The sequence below is a fragment of the Streptomyces sp. SX-6 genome, assembly GCF_059089585.1.
Window position 1 is genome coordinate 143,255 of record NZ_JBTHHU010000003.1, and the last position, 16,778, is coordinate 160,032.

The window sequence follows — 16,778 nt, forward strand, 5'->3', positions numbered from 1 at the left end:
GGGCAAGCCCCCGGGCCCCCGAAACCGCGCTTCGCGCGGTTGTCCTCAATCGCCGGACGGGCTGAAATTCAGCCCGTCCGGCGATTGAGGACGAGCGGCGGAGCCGCGACAAGGGGGTCTGGGGCGGAGCCCCAGGAGACGGGGAGAGGGCGGGACCGGGGCACCTACAGCTTCCGCAGCGACAACCGCTGGACCTTGTGGTCCGGGCCCTTGCGGAGGATCAGGTTGGAGCGGCCCCGCGTGGGGGCCACATTTTCGAGCAGGTTCGGCTTGTTGATCGTGCGCCAGTTTCGGCGTGCGAACGCCAGCGCTTCTTCTTCGGACACGTCCGTGTAGCGGCGGAAGAAGGAGTCCGGGTCCTTGAAGGCCGTCGCACGCAGCTTCTTGAAGCGCTCGTAGTACCAGCGCTCGATGTCATCGGCCCGCGCATCCACGTAGATGCTGAAGTCGAAGAAGTCCGCGAGCCCCACCCGCGTACGGCCGTCCTCGCCCGGCAGCGCCGGCTGGAGGACGTTGAGGCCCTCGATGATCAGGATGTCCGGGCGGTGCACGGTGAGCCGTTCGCCCGGCACGATGTCGTAGATCAAGTGGGAGTAGACGGGCGCGGACACCTCCTCCTTGCCCGCCTTCACGTCGGCGACGAAGCGCGTCAGGGCCCGCCGGTCGTAGGACTCGGGGAACCCCTTCCGGGACATCAGGCCGCGCCGGTGCAGCTCGGCGTTGGGCAGCAGGAAGCCGTCCGTCGTGACGAGCTCCACGCGAGGGTGCTCGGGCCAGCGGGCCAGCAGCGCCCGCAGCAGCCGGGCCGTGGTCGACTTGCCGACCGCGACGCTGCCCGCGACGCCTATGACGAAGGGCGTGCCGCGCTGCGTCCCCTTCTCGCCGAGGAAGGTGTTGAGCGCGCCCCGCAGCTGCCCGGTGGCGCCGACGTAGAGGTTCAGCAGCCGGGAGAGCGGCAGATAGACGTCCCGGACCTCGTCCAGGTCGATGACGTCGCCGAGCCCGCGCAGCCTCTCGACCTCCTCGGCGGTCAGCGGCAGCGGGGTGTTCTCGCGCAGGGCGCTCCACTCCGTGCGGGTGAGGTCCACGAAGGGGGACGAGTCGCCCGGGCGGCGTCGCTGCTGCGGCTGCTGCGGCTGCTCTCTGGTCGTCGGCACGCGCCCCATTGTGCGTGGGTGACGCATGGAGGTCACTGTGGGGTGTGGGGTTCGGGTGTTACCCGGGGTTTCAGGGGGTGGCGGGCGGGGGCACGTACGGGGGAATGCCGGGGTGAAGTTCTCGCGCGGAGCCTGTACCTACTCGCGGGTCAGGAATACGGTCCGAGCCCCGGCCCGGCCCGCACCATGCGAGGGACCCCGTGTTCGTACTCCTTCTCGTCCTCCGGCTCGCCCGGAAGTCCGTCCGGCGCCTCTTCCGCCGCCGCGGTGCGCGCGCGGTGCCCGTCGCGGACGAGGCGTTCGCCGACCGGGTGCGCGTCGAGCTCGGCGACGAGCTGCCGGACGAGGACCTGGGGCAGGATCTCGGCGACTGCCTCGACCAGTACCACCTGGGCAGCAAGCCGCGCTGCGAGGAGGTCGAGTACCTCGAGCTCGTCCAGGACGCGATCGACCGGATCGAGCGCGGGCACTGATGATCCACCCGTACGCTGCACTGCATGTGCGGAATCGTTGGGTACGTGGGAGGGCAGTCCGCCCTCGAAGTCGTGTTGGCGGGGCTGCGGCGGCTGGAGTACCGCGGCTATGACTCGGCCGGCGTAGCGGTGCTGGCCGACGGCGGGCTGGCGGCCGCCAAGAAGGCGGGCAAGCTCGCCAACCTCGAGAAGGAGCTCGCGAGCCGGCCGCTGCCGTCCGGCCAGACCGGTATCGGCCACACCCGCTGGGCCACCCACGGCGGCCCCACCGACGTCAACGCCCATCCGCACCTGGACAACGCGGGGCGCGTGGCCGTCGTCCACAACGGGATCATCGAGAACTTCGCCGCGCTGCGGGCCGAGCTCGCCGAGCGCGGCCACGACCTCGGCTCCGAGACCGACACCGAGGTCGTCTCGCACCTCCTCGCCGAGACCTTCTCCTCCTGCGGCGACCTGGCCGAGGCCATGCGCCAGGTCTGCCGCCGTCTCGAGGGCGCCTTCACCCTGGTCGCGGTGCACGCGGACGACCCGGACGTGGTCGTCGGCGCCCGCCGCAACTCCCCGCTCGTGGTGGGCGTCGGCGTGGGCGAGTCCTTCCTCGCCTCCGACGTCGCCGCCTTCATCGACCACACCCGCGAGGCCGTCGAGCTCGGCCAGGACCAGGTCGTCGAGCTGCGCCGGGACGGCGTGACCGTCACGGACTTCGACGGCGCCCCCGCGGAGGTACGGGCGTACCACGTGGACTGGGACGCCTCCGCCGCCGAGAAGGGCGGCTACGACTACTTCATGCTCAAGGAGATCGCCGAGCAGCCGAGGGCCGTGGCCGACACCCTGCTGGGCCGCATCGACGGCGCGGGCGACCTGTCGCTGGACGAGGTCCGCATCCCCGCGTCCGTGCTGCGGGAGGTCGACAAGGTGGTGATCGTGGCGTGCGGGACGGCGTACCACGCCGGGATGATCGCCAAGCTGGCGATCGAGCACTGGACCCGCATCCCGTGCGAGACGGAGCTCGCGAGCGAGTTCCGTTACCGCGATCCGATCCTGGATCCGCGCACGCTGGTGATCGCCATCTCGCAGTCCGGCGAGACCATGGACACGCTGATGGCGCTGCGGCACGCGCGCGAGCAGGGTGCGAAGGTGCTGGCCATCTGCAACACCAACGGCTCGACCATCCCGCGGGAGTCGGACGCCGTGCTCTACACCCACGCCGGGCCCGAGGTCGCGGTCGCCTCGACGAAGGCGTTCCTGACCCAGCTGGTGGCCTGCTACCTGGTGGCCCTCTACCTGGGCCAGGTGCGCGGCACCAAGTGGGGCGACGAGATCCGGTCCGTGATCCGCGAACTGTCCGAGATCGCCACGCAGGTCGACGAGGTCCTCGAGACCATGGAGCCGGTGCGCGAGCTCGCCCGTTCCCTGGCGGACAAGAACACGGTCCTCTTCCTCGGCCGCCACGTCGGCTATCCCGTCGCCCTGGAGGGCGCGCTCAAGCTCAAGGAGCTCGCCTATATGCACGCCGAGGGCTTCGCCGCCGGCGAGCTCAAGCACGGCCCGATCGCGTTGATCGACAAGGACCTGCCGGTCGTCGTGGTCGTCCCGTCGCCGCGCGGGCGGTCGGTGCTCCACGACAAGATCGTCTCCAATATCCAGGAGATCAGGGCCCGCGGTGCGCGCACGATCGTGATCGCGGAGCGCGGTGACGAGGCGGTGCGCCCGTACGCCGACCACCTGGTCGAGATCCCCGTGACCCCGGTGCTGCTGCAGCCGCTGGTCGCGACCGTCCCGCTCCAGGTCTTCGCCTGTGAGCTGGCGACGGCCCGGGGCAACGAGGTCGACCAGCCGCGCAACCTGGCGAAGTCGGTGACGGTCGAATGATCGTGGGCGTGGGCATCGACGTCGCCGAGATCGACCGCTTCGAGGCGGCGCTCAAGCGCACCCCGGGGATGGCCGAACGGCTCTTCCTGGAGCGGGAGTTGTACCTGCCGAGCGGTGAGCGCCGGGGCATCGCCTCGCTCGCGGCCCGCTTCGCGGCGAAGGAGGCCCTGGCCAAGGCGCTGGGCGCCCCGCCGGGCCTGCTGTGGACGGACGCCGAGGTGAGCACGCTGGACAGTGGCCAGCCCCAGCTCACGGTGACGGGCACGGTCGCCGCCCGGGCCGAGGCGCTGGGCGTACGGTCGTGGCACGTCTCGCTGAGCCATGACGCCGGTGTGGCCTCGGCGGTGGTGGTCGCCGAGGCGTGACGCCTATCAAGCGTCGAGGGATATCGCGTGCTTGGCGCGCTCGACCGATTCCTCGGACGCGGGGCCGCCGGGGTTCTCGGTGGCGAGCGCCTGGTTGAGTTCGGCGAACGGGCGCAGCCGCGCTTCGTACGCGGCGAGCGCCGCCTCGTGGTCGCCTCCGGCCCGGCCGAGGGCGTCCGCGAGGACGTACGCACCCACGAGCGCCATGCTCGTGCCCTGCCCCGACAGCGGCGAGCCGCAGTAGCCCGCGTCCCCGAGCAGGGTGACCCTGCCGTGCGACCAACGCTCCATGCGGGTCTGGGCCATGACGTCGAAGTGGAAGTCGGGTGCCTCCCGCAGGGCCTTGACGAGCGGCCCGGCCTGCCAGCCGAAGGCCTCGATGCGCTCGGCGATGAGCTGCCTGTGCTGCTCGGTGTCGCGGTGGTCGTACGCGAGCGGGCCCGACGCGAAGCCGAACGAGACCCTCAACTCGGTGTTGTCACGTGCCGTGTAGATGCCGTAGCCCGCGTCTGCCTCGTGGATCCACACCTGCCACTCGTCCAGCCCGAGGAAGTTGTCCGCGGTGAAGACCGCCAGCTGGATGCCCATGTGGTGGACGAACCGTTCCTCCGGCCCGAACGCCAGCCCGCGCACGGCCGAGTGCAGGCCGTCGGCGCCCACGACCAGGTCGAAGGTGCGGGGCGCGGCGTGTGTGAAGCGGACGTGTGCGCCGTGCTCGTCCTGCTCGATCCCGGTGATGCTGTCGCCGAAGAGGTACTCGACGTCGTCGCGGGTGTGCGTGTACAGCAGGTGTACGAGGTCCTCGCGCAGGATCTCCACGTCCTCGCTGTCGAGCCGGCCGCTGCTGAGCGCGTACTCGGTGCTGCGGCTGATCTCCTTGCCGTCGCGGTCGAGCATCGACATGCCCCGCATCCGGGTGCGCCGTGCGCGTACCTCCTCCAACAGCCCCATCCGCGCCATGACTTCGAGCGCGACGCCACGGATGTCGACCGCGTGCCCGCCGGGGCGCAGGGCGCGGGAGCGCTCGACCACGGTGGGCGCGAAGCCGCGCTCGTGCAACAGGCGGGCCAGGGCGGGGCCGGCGATGCCGGCGCCGGAGACGAGAACGGTCTTCCGCGCCATGGGGTCCATGGGGGGCTCCTTGTCTGTACGGTGTACGCGCTGTTCGAGCACTGAATGTACGGCGTACGGAACACCCCGCCAACTGCCCTTTCTTTGTTCCTGTACTAGGTCAGACGACCCCTGGACAGCGTTCGCCCTGCTGGCTAATGTCCTAGTACAGCCAGCGCGAGGAGACGACTGTGACCCCTCTCACCGATCCGCCCTACCTCCGGATCGCCGCGGACCTGCGGCGGCGCATCGCGGCCGGTGAACTCGCCGTCGGCGAACGGGTTCCCTCGACACGGCAGCTCGCCCGGGAGTGGCGCGTCGCCCTCGCCACGGCCGCGAAGGCCCTGACCGCGCTGCAACAGGAGGGGCTCGTCCGGGCCCGGCCGCGGGTGGGCAACGTGGTCGCCGAGCCGGAGCCGCCCCGGCGCCGGACGCCCGTCGCCGCGGCGCCCGAACGGGAGCTGACCCGGGAGCGCGTCGTACGGGCCGCGATCGAGATCGCCGACGCGGAAGGCCTCGCGGCCCTGTCCATGCGCGGTGTGGCGACCAGGCTCGGGGTCGCCACGATGTCCCCGTACCGCCATGTGAACGGCAAGGACGAGCTCGTCCTGCTCATGGCCGACACGGTGTACGGCGAGGTGTCGTACCCCACGGCGAACCCCCCGGCCGGCTGGCGCCCCCGCGTCGAACTGTGCCTGCGCACCCTTTGGTCTCTCTACCGCAGGCACCCGTGGCTGGCCCATGTCGGCTCGCTCACCCGGCCGTTGATGCTGCCGAACCTGATGGACCACGCCGAGTGGCTGCTGGACGCCTTCGACGAGGCGGGCCTCGACCCCATCACCGCGCTCACCCTGCACGCGCTGCTCTACTGTCACGTCCAGGGCATAGCGGTCCACCTGGAGCGCGAGACCCAGGCCGAGGCATCCACCGGCCTGACGGAGGACCAGTGGATGGACAAGCAGGCGGCGGCCTTCGAGGCGATGACGGTCTCGAAGCGGTATCCGGCGTTCGCGAAGGTCATGGCAGCCGTGGACGTGGTCGGCGGCTACGACATGCGCCTCGACGAGCTCTTCGAGTTCGGCCTGAGCCCGCTGCTGGACGGCATCGGGAACTTGATCGACCGGCATGCGGCCCGTGCGTGAAGATGCCCTCATGACAACACAGCACACGCACATCTCTGCCCCTGAGGGCGTCGCCCCCGGCAACGGCTACGCCCACGTGGTCTCCGGCACGGGCCGCATGGTGGCGATATCCGGCCAGGTCGCGCTCGACGAGCACGGCAACGTCGTCGGCGAGGGCGACCCGGCGGCGCAGGCCCGCCAGGTCTTCGAGAACCTGCGGCGCTGCCTCGCGGCGGCCGGTGCGGGCTTCGGCGACGTCATCAAGCTGACCTACTTCGTGACGGACGTCGCCCACCTGCCCGCGATCCGCGCGGCGCGCGACGAGCATGTCGACACGGAGCGCCCGCCCGCGAGCTCGGCGGTTCAGGTGTCGGCCCTCTTCCGGCCCGAACTGCTGCTGGAGGTCGAGGCGTTCGCGCTGGTCTAGGGCTCTGTGCGGTACGTGATGTGCTGAACGCCCTTGCCCTGCACGGGGCCGTTGAACGTGTTGTTCCGGAAGGTGACGTGGTCACCGGCTCCGTTCTCCCCGAGGATGTCCCGGAGGGCTTCCGCCGCCTCGGGATGTGCCGCCAGCAGCCGACGGAAGCGCGAACGCCACTCCGCTTCCACGTCGGCCGCGAAGTCGCCGTCCGGGGCGAGGAGTTCGGCCCGGGATTCCTCCAGCTCGCCGGCGACCTCTTCCGCCCGCTTGCCGAATGCCCCGGCGACCTTCTTGCTGATCCGCTTCCAGCCGTCGGTGACCAGTACGGACACCAGCGTGGTGGCCGCCGTCGCGGCGAGCGTCGTGAGTTCCGCGTCCATGATTCCTCGATTCCTCAGTCTCGTGTCGCCAAGTACCGCTGCATCTCCGCGTGCCGGAACTGGTAGACGGCCCCGACCCGTCGTAGCACTCCCCGCTTCTCGTGCGCGTCGGCGAGGAAGGCGATGATCCCGAACGGCACGCCGCGGCGTACGCGCAGATAGCCGCGGGTGATCAGGAACGGCAGCCAGGTGGACTCGTAGCACCAGATGAGGGCGCCCAGGCCGATCCCCGTCGTCAGCGCGCTGGTGAGTGCCCTGGAGATGATTTTCGCGAGCGTCATCTTCTCGCCCAGCGGTCCCGCGCCCAGCACGGTCACCGCCCCGACGACGAGCCCGGTGACGAGTACGACCACCGCAAGGGTCTTCAGGCCGACGCCGCGCTGCCGTTCGAGCAGAGTCCCCGCCTTGGTCTCCGCCTCCACATCGGCCTTCCGGCTGATGATCCCGGACCAGGCGAGGGATGAACACCCCGCTATCAGGCCGAAGGCGATCCCTATCCGGAGGCCTCGGACGGCTTCTGCCCCGACCCCTGCGGCCAGGGCCCGGGGCAGTGCTTTTCCAAGGCCCTCCCGGGTCACACGGATCCCGGCGATGGGGGCCAGCCGGCTGCGCAGGTCGTCTCCGGCCATCATGGCCCCGATACTGCCGCCGATCAGCGCTCCCAGAGCGAAGCCGGCGAGAAAGCCGAGCCACAGCGGAAAGTGGAAGACCAAGGCCACGAATACCGAGTTGACACCCATCACGGCTCCGGAAACGGCTCCCTGCGCCGTGCCGAGCAGGGCGCGAAGCGGCCTTTCCGGCATGGTGAGTTGCCACCAGACGATGTCGGAGCTGCCGCCGAAGTGGGTCTCCTGGTTCTGCGCGAGATAGACGAGGGCCTTCTCCGCCCGGACCCGGTTCCTCTCCTGGCCGCGATAGACGGCGGGGAGGAAGGCTTTGAAGAGTTGCCGGGTGATGTCGGGAGCGGTGAGGCCGCACAACTCGGCCGGGTCGGGAGGTGTTCCCCGGCCGTTGTAGATGGTGTGGGCGAGGCTGACGGCCAGCGGGGTCCGCAGGGCGCGGTTCACGGGGGACTTCCTCTCCAGGGCGCCGAAGACCGGTGCCCAGCGGGCGGCACCGGCCTCGCCGCCGGCGCCGCGCCGCAGGTAGTCCCGTACGTCCTGGGTCCTCAGCGGGCACAGCACGATGCCCGCGGCGCCGCGCAGTTTCACCGTGTGCCCCGGTGCCTGGTTGACGGCCTCGCGGTACTCCTCGGTGCGGCAGGAGAGCACGAGTTGCTCGTCCGCACGCAACGCGTCGTTGATCCCCTTGAGGGCGTGCTTCCGGGCGGGCCGGGGTATCTCGTCGAGCCCGTCGAGCACCGGGAGGATCCTGTGCCGGTCGAGCAGCACGCGGACGCGCTCGGTGCGTTGGTCGTCCGTGGGGCCGCCGTCCCGGCGGAGGTCGAGGACGATGCGGGTGAGCAGCCAGCTGCGCAGGTCCTGGGCCCGGGGGTCCCAGGAGGAGACGGAGACCAGGACGGGGACCGGCCGGCCGGGGACGTGGCGGGCGACGAGGTCGAGGACGAGACGGACGAGCAGCATGCTCTTGCCCGTCCCCGGCCTGCCGAGGACGACCAGGCGGCCGGTGGGTACGCGCTCGGTCAGTACCTCGGTGATCTGCCCTCCGGAGCCCGCGAGTTCGGCGGGCCCGGACGCCCACGCCGATCTGGGCGCCACGGGGCCGCCCGGGCGGTCGGCGGCGTCACGTTCCAGATAGGCCCATTCCTCGGTGAGCCGGGTGTCCGCCGTGACCCAGGAGACGGGCAGCGGCTGGGGGTCGTAGAGGCTGCGGATCTCCGCCTCGGCCTCCCACTGCCGCCGGACTTCGTCCGCCAGCCACTCGGCCGCGTCCTCCACAGGCGTTGCCGCGGTCTTGACGACATGGGTGGGATAGCTGATGTTCTGAGTGCCGCCGCCGGCCTGCACCGGTGCGTTGAACGTATTGCCGCGAAAGGCCGGCCCATCGGTCAATGTGCTTCTCCAAGGCGGGCGTTCGGTATGGAGGAGACGCATCGTACGGACGGCGGGTGTGTGCGGTCCGGTGATTGCAGATTTCGGGGGAGGGCCCGTGCACCCGGTCAAGGAGCGTGTCGCAGCGGTGTTCGGCCGCGGGCAGGGAAGCGGCTATCTGCTGACGCGGAACCTGGTGCTGACCGCCGGGCATCTGGCGGTCGACAGGGAGTTCTGTGACGTCGTCGTGCCCGGCGGGGTCGGCCGGGTGAGCTGCCGGGTGGTGTGGGCGCGGGAGGGCGCGGGCTGCGACGCGGCGCTGCTGGCCGCCGAGCGGAGCCTGATCCCGGAGGGGGTGGACCTCGAATCGGAGCCGGTCGTCTGGGGGTTCGCCACCGAGCTACGGGCCTGGCCCGGGGCCCAGGCCATCGGCTTCCCGCAGGTGCAGCGGGCGGACGACGGCGAACTCGACAGCGAGCACGTGGTGGGCACCTTCAAGCCCGGCAGCGGGCTGCTCACCGGGCGCAGCGCGCTGGACGTCGAGCACGGCGCCCCGGCGGCGCTCGCGGACGGCGGATCGCCCTGGGCCGGGATGTCCGGTGCCGCCGTCTTCGTGGACGACGCGCTCGTCGGGGTGGTGTGCGCCGATCCGTTCGGCTGGGGGCACGCACGGCTGACCGTCGTGCCGACGGTGGTGCTGCTCTCGGCGCCCGGGGCCAAGGACGCGTTCGGGCTGGTGAGTTACTGGCGCAGGACCCGCACGCTGGTACCGCCGGAGGAGAGCGAGGCCGAACGGTTCGAGCGGAAGCTGCGCGACTTCCTCGTCAAGAAGGCCGATGCGCTGACGATCGTCGGCCTCACCCTCGCCGATGCCGGGGCGGAGCGGTGGCCGCTCGACACGGCGTACCTGAGCCTCGAGCTGACCGGTGACGGCGGACCGGTGCCGCCCGAGCCGCAGCGTGCGGAGGAGGCGCTGTCGGGGCGGAGACGCGTCCTGCTGCGCGGTGTCGCGGGTTCGGGCAAGACCACGCTGCTTCAGTGGCTCGCCACCCTCACCGCCCGGGACGTACTGCCGCCGGAACTCGGCCACTTGCGGGGCTGCGTACCGCTGACCCTCTCTCTGCGGACGCTTGTCCGCGACGGCCGTCTCCCCGGCCCGGAGGAGTTCCTGCGCGCGGCCGCCCGTCCCCTCGAGAAGGCGCCCGACGGATGGGTCACCGATCGGCTCGACGAAGGGAGGGTGCTGCTGCTCGTCGACGGCGTCGACGAGGTTCCCGAGGCCGACCGGCGGCGCACCCTGGCCTGGCTCAAGGAGCTGCTGGCCGCCTTCCCGGAGGCGCGGTACGTGGTCACGACCCGGCCGTCCGCCGTGCGCGAGGGCTGGCTGGCGGATCTCGGCTTCGCCGAGCTGGAGTTGCTGCCGATGAGCCGGAGCGATGTGGGGGCGTTCATCGCCCGGTGGCACGAGGCCGCTGGGGCGGCTGATGAGCTGTGCGACGCGTTGACCCGCGCGGTCGTCGCCAAACCGGACCTCGGCCGGCTGGCCACCAACCCCCTGATGTGCGCCTTGATCTGCGCCCTCAACCGTGACCGGAACGGATACCTCCCCAACGGGCGCATGGAGCTGTACAACTCCGCGCTCGAGCTGATGCTCGTACGCCGGGACCGCGAGCGCGAGGTCCCGGTCCTGCTGGAGAAGACACAGCAGACAGCCCTGCTGCAGAAGATCGCCTACTGGCTGATCCGCAACGGCCGTTCGGAGATCGACTGGCACAAGGCGGTGGAGATCCTCGAGCGGGCACTCCCGGCCATGCCGGCCGTCGCCGCGCGCGGGAGCACGGAGGCGATCCTGGAGTCCCTGGTGCTGCGCAGTGGGCTGCTGCGCAAGCCGACCGACGACACGCTGGACTTCATCCACCGCACCTTCCAGGACTATCTCGGCGCACAGGCCGCCGTCGACGACTGGGACCTCGACCTGCTGGTCAACCACGCCCACGACGATCAGTGGGAGGACGTACTGCGCATGGCCGTCGGCCACGCCCCGCCGCGGGCCCGGGCGGAGTTGCTGGGCAAGCTGCTGGAGCGGGGTGACCGCGAGAAGCGCCACCGGTGGCGGCTGCACCTGCTGGCGGCGGCCTGCCTGGAGCACGCGACCGAGCTGGATCCGGCGGTGCGGGTCCGTGTCGAGGAGGCGGCGTTCGCGCTCGTACCGCCCGGCGACACGGAGTCCGCGAAGGCGCTGGCGGAGGTGGGGCCGGTCGTCCTCGACCTGCTGCCGGGGCCGGAGCGGCTCACGAACGAGCAGGCGCACGCGGTGGTCGTCGCGGCGACGACAGTCGCCGACGACCGGGCGATCCCACTGCTCGCCCAGTACGCGGAGCACCCGTCGCGGCTCGTACGGGCTCAACTGGCGTGGTCCTGGGACAGGTTCGATACAGAAGAGTACGCGGACGCGGTGATCGGCCGGCTCACGTACGACGACGGGCTCGCGTTCCTCGCGAAGTCCGGCGCGCATCTGGCGGAGCTCAAGCGGCTGGGCGGGCGGCCCGAGGTGTGGTGCCGGGGGCACCTGACCGGCGAGGAGCTGGCGCAGGTCGCCACGCCGGCCCTGAGGGACCTGTCCATCCAGGACCACGGCGGCGTCGTCGACCTGCGCGTCTTCGCGGCCTGCCCGCCGCTGCGCACGCTCCGGCTCAGGAACAGCGACAGCGTGGCGCACTTGGAATCGCTCAACGGCGAGGCCCTGGAGAAGCTCCGGCTGGAGCTGGCCAGGGAGCCGCACGGTCTGGCCGCGCTGGCCCTCATGTGGCGGCTGCGCTACCTGAGCCTGAAGTGGTCATGGACGGACCTGGCCGAACTGCCGGTGCTGCCACCGAGGTTGGAGGAGCTGGTGCTGGGCGGGGGGCCGTCCGTGCTGAAGATGCCGGTACTCCACGGCCACCCCGCGCTCCGGACGCTGACCTTCGACGCCTGGAAGGCCCAGCGCAACGAGCTGCCCCTGGCCACGCTGCCGCGGCTCACCACCCTTGAGGTGACGCGCGAGGACCTGCGCCTCCTGGAACTCGCGGAGCCCCTGCCCCGGGTCTCCCACTTGATCCTGCGCCGCCCGACCCGCCTCGCCGGGCTGACCTATCTGCCGGAGGTCTACCCGCACCTCGAACTGCTCTCGATCCACTCCCCGTCCCCGTCCTCCGAGCCGCTGGACCTGGCGCCGCTGCGGGCGATGGGCCGCCTGCTCATGGTCGAGATCGAGCACTCCGGCCCGGTCCTGGGCGCCGAACGCCTTCCGGCGGGTACGGAACTCGTCCACTACCAGCCGGGGCTGTGAATCTAGCCCGCCTTGATTTGAACATCTAGGGGGCTAGATTGCTGGAGTGTGACGCCTTCGATGAAGCGCCGGGTCCTGGAGCGCAAACTCCGGGCCGCTGGCTGCGCCAAGAAGACTCCCGACAAAGGCCCGCACAGCAAATGGGTCCGCCCGTGCGAGAAGCACATGGTTCCGATCCCTGGACATGCCCATGTCTCGCCGGGAGTCATCGATGATGCAATAGCGAAGCTCGAGTGCTTGCCGGAAGGGTGGACGAAATGACCCGCACGACATACGAGGCCGTCGCCAAGCGTTGGAAGCGCGGCTGGGAGCTTCATATCGAAGGCGTCGGTGTCACTCAGTCCGGGACGCTGCTCGACGCTGAGGCGATGGTGCGTGACTACGTTGCCCTGCTGCTCGATATTCCAGCCGACTCTTTCGGTGTCACCGTGACGCCGGAGATCGGGGCCGGGGTGGACGGCGAACTCGTCGAGCTCCGCGACGCCGATCAGAAAGCGCAGGCCGCGCAGGAGCGTGCGGCCGCGCAGCGGCGGAGAGTGGCGCAGAGCCTGGATGCGTTGGGGCTGTCAGGGCGCGAGATCGCCGCTGTACTCAAAGTGAGCCCGCAGCGGGTCTCTCAACTCCTCGGGAAGGGCAGGCCTGGCCGTTCGCGCTTCGGCGGGGTCGCTTCCTGACCACCAGGCAGTTCCGTACACCCGCACCTTCACCCCGCCACCACATCCCGCCACACCGCCCCCAGCTCCTCCGCCACCCCCATCGCCGTGATCGGCCCCGTGCCGAGGTGCCGGGCCGCGAGGCCGTGCAGGTACGCGCCGGCCGAGGCGGCGTCGCGGGCCGGGAGGCCTGAAGCGAGCAGTGCGCCCGCGAGGCCGCTGAGGACGTCGCCGCTGCCGGCGGTGGCGAGCCAGCTCGTGCCCGTGGGGTTGACGCGGACGGTGCGGCGGTGGCCGGAGGCGATCAGGGTGGTGGAGCCCTTGAGGAGGGCCGTGACGCCGTAGCGCTCGGCGAGGGAGCGGACGGAGGCGAGGCGGGCGGCCTCGACCTCGTCCCGGGCGAGGCCCAGCAGGGCGGCGGCCTCGCCGGCGTGGGGGGTGAGGACGGTCTCGGCGGTGCGGGCGCGTACGGCCTCGGGGGTGAGCAGGCGCAGTCCGTCCGCGTCGACGAGGACCGGGACGTCCGAGGCGAGGACGTCGTCGAGGGCCCGGCGGGCCTCGGGGCCGTCGCCCAGGCCGGGGCCGACGACCCAGGCCTGGACGCGCCCGGCCTTCTCCGGGGAGTCCGCGGTGACCAGGGCCTCCGGGAAGCGGGCGATCACGGCGTCGGCCGCCGGGCCCGCGTAGCGGACCGCGCCCGCGCCGCCGCGCAGGGCGCCCGCCACGGCCATCACGGCCGCGCCCGGGTAGCGGGCCGAACCGGCCGCGATGCCGACGACACCGCGCCGGTACTTGTCGCTCTCCGCCGACGGGCGGGGGAGGAGGGCGGCGACGTCGGCGTGCTGGAGGGCCTCCACGTCCGGCTCGCCGGGCAGCCGGAGCCCGATGTCCACCAGGCGCAGGGCGCCCGCGTGTTCGCGGGCGGGGTCGATGAGCAGGCCGGGCTTGTACGCGCCGAACGTCACCGTCGCGGTGGCGCGCACCGCGTCGCCGGGGACCTCGCCCGTGTCGGCGTCGACGCCGCTCGGCAGGTCGACGGCGACGACCAGGGCGCCCTCGGCGGCCCGTACCGCGGGCAGCGCCTCCGCCCGCAGGCCGCCCTTGCCGCCGATGCCGACGATGCCGTCCAGGACGAGGTCGGCGCGTTCGACGGCCCGTACGCCCCCGGCCGCGTCGGTCACCCGGCCCCCGGCGGCGCGCAGGGCGCGCAGCCCGGCGCCGTGCGCGCGCTCGGGGTGGAGCAGGACGGCGGTCACGCCCGCACCGCGGCGGGCGAGCCGGACACCGGCATAGAGCGCGTCGCCGCCGTTGTCGCCGCTGCCGACGAGCAGGGCGACCCGCGCGCCGTACACGCGGCCGAGCAGGTCCGCGCAGGCGGCGGCGAGGCCGGCCGCGGCGCGCTGCATCAGCGCGCCCTCGGGGAGTTCGGCCATGAGCGCACGCTCCGCGGCCCGTACGGTCTCGACGCTGTAGCCGGTTCTCATAGGGCCAGTCTCCCCACGGGCCAGTCCTGCCCGCACCCCTGTCCTCAGTGGCCTGAGACACTGGCTGGGATGAGTGAGACACCGATGCGCGCCCGTGCCCTGGTCGACCTGGCCGCCCTGCGGGCCAACGTACGTGCCCTGCGGGCCCGCGCCCCCAGGGCGCGGCTCATGGCCGTGGTGAAGGCCGACGGGTACGGGCACGGCGCGCTGCGCTGCGCCCGGGCCGCCCGGCAGGCCGGTGCGGAGTGGATCGGCACGGCCACCCCGCAGGAGGCGCTCGCGCTGCGCGCCGCGGGGGACACGGGCCGGGTGATGTGCTGGCTGTGGACGCCGGGCGGGCCGTGGCGGGAGGCCGTCGAGGCGGACATCGACGTCTCGGCCAGCGCGCTGTGGGCGCTGGAGGAAGTGACGGAAGCGGCCAGGGCCGCCGGGCGCACCGCCCGCGTCCAGCTGAAGATCGACACCGGGCTGGGCCGCAGCGGCTGCCAGCCCGCCGACTGGGAGCAGCTGCTCGCCGCCGCCCGGGAGGCGGAGGAGAACGGCACCGTGCGCGTCACCGGCATCTGGTCGCACTTCGCGTGCGCGGACGAGCCGGGACACCCCTCGATCCAGGCCCAGCTGACCGCGTTCCGCGAGGCGCTGGCGCAGGCGGAGCGGTACGGCATCCGGCCCGAGGTCCGGCACATCGCCAACTCCCCGGCGACCCTGACGCTGCCCGAGAGCCACTTCGACCTGGTGCGCACCGGCGTGGCCGTCTACGGCATATCCCCGAGCCCGGAGCTCGGCACCCCCGCCGAGCTCGGGCTGCGGCCCGTGATGACGCTGTCCGCCTCGCTGGCCTCGGTGAAGCGGGTGCCGGGCGGGCACGGCGTCTCGTACGGGCACCGCTACCACACGCCCGGCGAGACGACGCTCGCGCTCGTCCCCGTCGGCTACGCGGACGGCATCCCGCGCGCCGCCTCCGGCACCGGGCCGGTGCTGATCGGCGGCAAGTGGCGGACGGTCGCGGGCCGGGTCGCGATGGACCAGTTCGTCGTGGACCTGGGCGGCGACACGGCCGAGGCCGGCGACGAGGCGGTGCTTTTCGGCCCCGGCGACAACGGCGAACCGACCGCCGAGGACTGGGCAAGAGCGACCGGAACCATCGCCTACGAAGTGGTGACACGCATCACCGCGCGGGTACCTCGCGTCTACGTTGGTGAAGACCACGAAGAGGGCGAGGACACGGGGGAATGACATGACCGAGGGTGACAGCTCCGGCAGGGTCACGGGCACCGTCGGATGGGTGCGGGGCGCGGGCCTCGCGAGCGCCGCGGTGGGCGCCCTCATCACCGGTGCGGCGGCGGGCGTCGCCGTCGAACGGCTGACGGTGGGGCGCGGCATACGCCGCAAGGCACGGCTGGCACTGGACACCGCGGGCCCGTACGGCACCTTGCGCGGCACCCCGGGGACGGCGGTCGCGGAGGACGGGACCGAGCTGTACTACGAGATCGAAGAGGCCGATTCAAGCCAGCGCACAAGGCGCTTCGGGCGGCGTTCCGCACCACCTGTGACGGTTGTTTTCAGCCATGGCTACTGTCTGAACCAGGACGCCTTCCACTTCCAGCGCGACGCCCTGCGCGGCGTCGTGCGCACCGTCTTCTGGGACCAGCGCAGCCACGGCCGTTCCGAGCACGCCAGGAGCGGCCCCGTCTCCATCGACCAGCTGGGCCGCGACCTCAAGGCGGTCATCGACGCCGCCGCGCCCGAGGGCCCGCTGGTGCTGGTGGGGCACTCGATGGGCGGCATGACCCAGATGGCGCTGGCGGCGCAGTACCCCTGGCTGATCGCGGAGCGCGTCGTCGCCGCGGCCTTCATCGCCACCTCGTCCGGCCGGATGACCGAGGCCACCTTCGGCCTGCCGGCGGCGGGGATGAACGTGGTGCGGCGGGCGGTGCTGCCGGGTGCGTTCCGGCTGATGACCGACCGGACCGAGCTGATCGAGAAGGGGCGGCGGGTCACCGCCGACCTCCTCGCCGGGATCTACCGGCGCTATTCGTTCGGCTCCAAGGACGTGGACCCGGGGGTGGCGCGGTTCGCCGAGCGGCTGCTGGACGCGACGCCGGTCGACGTCGTCGCCGAGTTCGGCCCGGCCTTCTTCGAGCACGACAAGACCGAGGCGCTCAGTGCCTTCCGGGAGATGCCCGTGCTCGTCCTCGGCGCCGAGAAGGACCTGATCACACCGGCCTCCCACAGCGAGGCCATCGGCGCGGCCCTGCCGGACGCCGAGCTGCTGATCGTCCCCGGCGCGGGCCACCTGGTGCTGCTCGAACGGCCCGCCACGGTCGAGGACCGGCTGTTCACCCTGCTGTCCGCCGCCGGTGCGGGCGGGGCGCTCCAGGACCGGGCCGCCGGGGCGCAGGGCGGCGGCTGAGGCCCGTACC

At 72.1% G+C, this 16,778-nt stretch carries 14 protein-coding genes; 9 read left to right on the forward strand and 5 right to left on the reverse strand.

Features of this window, described 5'->3' with window-relative positions:
- Positions 1-164 precede the first annotated feature (164 nt).
- On the reverse strand, positions 165-1,166 hold the full coding sequence (gene coaA, locus ACV530_RS04800; protein ID WP_494331155.1) for a type I pantothenate kinase: 1,002 nt from the start codon (positions 1,164-1,166) through the stop codon (positions 165-167).
- 191 nt (positions 1,167-1,357) lie between these two features.
- Between coaA and ACV530_RS04805 the strand changes: the two genes are divergently transcribed.
- Genes ACV530_RS04805 through ACV530_RS04815 form a run of 3 tightly spaced genes read left to right on the forward strand, consistent with a single transcriptional unit; the run spans position 1,358 to position 3,867 of the window.
- Positions 1,358-1,630, forward strand: coding sequence for a hypothetical protein (locus tag ACV530_RS04805; RefSeq protein ID WP_494330954.1), 273 nt, complete (start codon positions 1,358-1,360; stop codon positions 1,628-1,630).
- A 24-nt stretch (positions 1,631-1,654) separates the two neighbouring features.
- Positions 1,655-3,502: a glutamine--fructose-6-phosphate transaminase (isomerizing) gene (glmS, locus tag ACV530_RS04810; RefSeq protein WP_494330955.1), complete on the forward strand. Its 1,848-nt coding sequence runs from the start codon at positions 1,655-1,657 to the stop codon at positions 3,500-3,502.
- Complete coding sequence (locus ACV530_RS04815; protein WP_494330956.1) at positions 3,499-3,867, forward strand: holo-ACP synthase; 369 nt, start codon at positions 3,499-3,501, stop codon at positions 3,865-3,867. The genes glmS and ACV530_RS04815 overlap by 4 nt, the downstream gene beginning before the upstream one ends.
- Before the next feature lie 6 nt (positions 3,868-3,873).
- Here ACV530_RS04815 and ACV530_RS04820 read toward each other — a convergent pair whose 3' ends face one another.
- Positions 3,874-4,998 (reverse strand): FAD-dependent monooxygenase, encoded by a 1,125-nt coding sequence (locus ACV530_RS04820; RefSeq protein ID WP_494330957.1) that lies wholly within the window; start codon positions 4,996-4,998, stop codon positions 3,874-3,876.
- A 170-nt stretch (positions 4,999-5,168) separates the two neighbouring features.
- Between ACV530_RS04820 and ACV530_RS04825 the strand changes: the two genes are divergently transcribed.
- Together ACV530_RS04825 and ACV530_RS04830 are read left to right on the forward strand one after the other, a co-directional pair.
- The gene (locus ACV530_RS04825; RefSeq protein WP_494330958.1) at positions 5,169-6,119 is read left to right on the forward strand and encodes a TetR/AcrR family transcriptional regulator C-terminal domain-containing protein; all 951 of its coding nucleotides are present in this window, start codon (positions 5,169-5,171) and stop codon (positions 6,117-6,119) included.
- Positions 6,120-6,129: 10 nt separating this feature from the next.
- Positions 6,130-6,525: a RidA family protein gene (locus tag ACV530_RS04830; protein WP_494330959.1), complete on the forward strand. Its 396-nt coding sequence runs from the start codon at positions 6,130-6,132 to the stop codon at positions 6,523-6,525.
- On the opposite strand, the gene ACV530_RS04835 is transcribed toward ACV530_RS04830, so the two are convergent.
- Together ACV530_RS04835 and ACV530_RS04840 are read right to left on the reverse strand one after the other, a co-directional pair.
- Positions 6,522-6,899 carry a hypothetical protein gene (locus tag ACV530_RS04835; protein WP_494330960.1) on the reverse strand — a complete coding sequence of 126 codons (378 nt, stop codon included), beginning with the start codon at positions 6,897-6,899 and terminating at the stop codon, positions 6,522-6,524. The two genes, ACV530_RS04830 and ACV530_RS04835, sit on opposite strands and share 4 nt — an antisense overlap.
- 14 nt (positions 6,900-6,913) lie before the next feature.
- Positions 6,914-8,911, reverse strand: coding sequence for an NACHT domain-containing protein (locus tag ACV530_RS04840; protein WP_494330961.1), 1,998 nt, complete (start codon positions 8,909-8,911; stop codon positions 6,914-6,916).
- Positions 8,912-9,008: 97 nt separating this feature from the next.
- Here ACV530_RS04840 and ACV530_RS04845 point away from each other — a divergent pair, with 97 nt between their 5' ends.
- Together ACV530_RS04845 and ACV530_RS04850 are read left to right on the forward strand one after the other, a co-directional pair.
- Positions 9,009-12,218 (forward strand): NACHT domain-containing protein, encoded by a 3,210-nt coding sequence (locus tag ACV530_RS04845; RefSeq protein WP_494330962.1) that lies wholly within the window; start codon positions 9,009-9,011, stop codon positions 12,216-12,218.
- Positions 12,219-12,475: 257 nt separating this feature from the next.
- On the forward strand, positions 12,476-12,892 hold the full coding sequence (locus tag ACV530_RS04850) for a hypothetical protein (protein WP_494330963.1): 417 nt from the start codon (positions 12,476-12,478) through the stop codon (positions 12,890-12,892).
- 29 nt (positions 12,893-12,921) lie between these two features.
- Here ACV530_RS04850 and ACV530_RS04855 read toward each other — a convergent pair whose 3' ends face one another.
- Entirely contained in the window at positions 12,922-14,355 is a 1,434-nt protein-coding gene (locus ACV530_RS04855) for an NAD(P)H-hydrate dehydratase (RefSeq protein WP_494330964.1), read from the reverse strand.
- A gap of 69 nt (positions 14,356-14,424) precedes the next feature.
- Here ACV530_RS04855 and alr point away from each other — a divergent pair, with 69 nt between their 5' ends.
- Both alr and ACV530_RS04865 read left to right on the forward strand, forming a co-directional pair.
- The gene (gene alr, locus ACV530_RS04860) at positions 14,425-15,591 is read left to right on the forward strand and encodes an alanine racemase (RefSeq protein WP_494330965.1); all 1,167 of its coding nucleotides are present in this window, start codon (positions 14,425-14,427) and stop codon (positions 15,589-15,591) included.
- Position 15,592: 1 nt separating this feature from the next.
- Positions 15,593-16,768 (forward strand): alpha/beta fold hydrolase, encoded by a 1,176-nt coding sequence (locus ACV530_RS04865; protein ID WP_494330966.1) that lies wholly within the window; start codon positions 15,593-15,595, stop codon positions 16,766-16,768.
- The last annotated feature ends 10 nt before the right edge of the window (positions 16,769-16,778 follow it).

What these genes read in the sequence shown, in the direction of transcription:
- coaA (WP_494331155.1), bottom strand. Translation starts at nt 1,166, where the DNA reads ATGGGGCGCGTGCCGACGACCAGAGAGCAGCCGCAGCAGCCGCAGCAG.
- glmS (WP_494330955.1), top strand. Translation starts at nt 1,655, where the DNA reads ATGTGCGGAATCGTTGGGTACGTGGGAGGGCAGTCCGCCCTCGAAGTC.
- ACV530_RS04815 (WP_494330956.1), top strand. Translation starts at nt 3,499, where the DNA reads ATGATCGTGGGCGTGGGCATCGACGTCGCCGAGATCGACCGCTTCGAG.
- ACV530_RS04820 (WP_494330957.1), bottom strand. Translation starts at nt 4,998, where the DNA reads ATGGACCCCATGGCGCGGAAGACCGTTCTCGTCTCCGGCGCCGGCATC.
- ACV530_RS04830 (WP_494330959.1), top strand. Translation starts at nt 6,130, where the DNA reads ATGACAACACAGCACACGCACATCTCTGCCCCTGAGGGCGTCGCCCCC.
- ACV530_RS04835 (WP_494330960.1), bottom strand. Translation starts at nt 6,899, where the DNA reads ATGGACGCGGAACTCACGACGCTCGCCGCGACGGCGGCCACCACGCTG.
- ACV530_RS04850 (WP_494330963.1), top strand. Translation starts at nt 12,476, where the DNA reads ATGACCCGCACGACATACGAGGCCGTCGCCAAGCGTTGGAAGCGCGGC.
- ACV530_RS04855 (WP_494330964.1), bottom strand. Translation starts at nt 14,355, where the DNA reads ATGAGAACCGGCTACAGCGTCGAGACCGTACGGGCCGCGGAGCGTGCG.
- alr (WP_494330965.1), top strand. Translation starts at nt 14,425, where the DNA reads ATGAGTGAGACACCGATGCGCGCCCGTGCCCTGGTCGACCTGGCCGCC.
- ACV530_RS04865 (WP_494330966.1), top strand. Translation starts at nt 15,593, where the DNA reads ATGACCGAGGGTGACAGCTCCGGCAGGGTCACGGGCACCGTCGGATGG.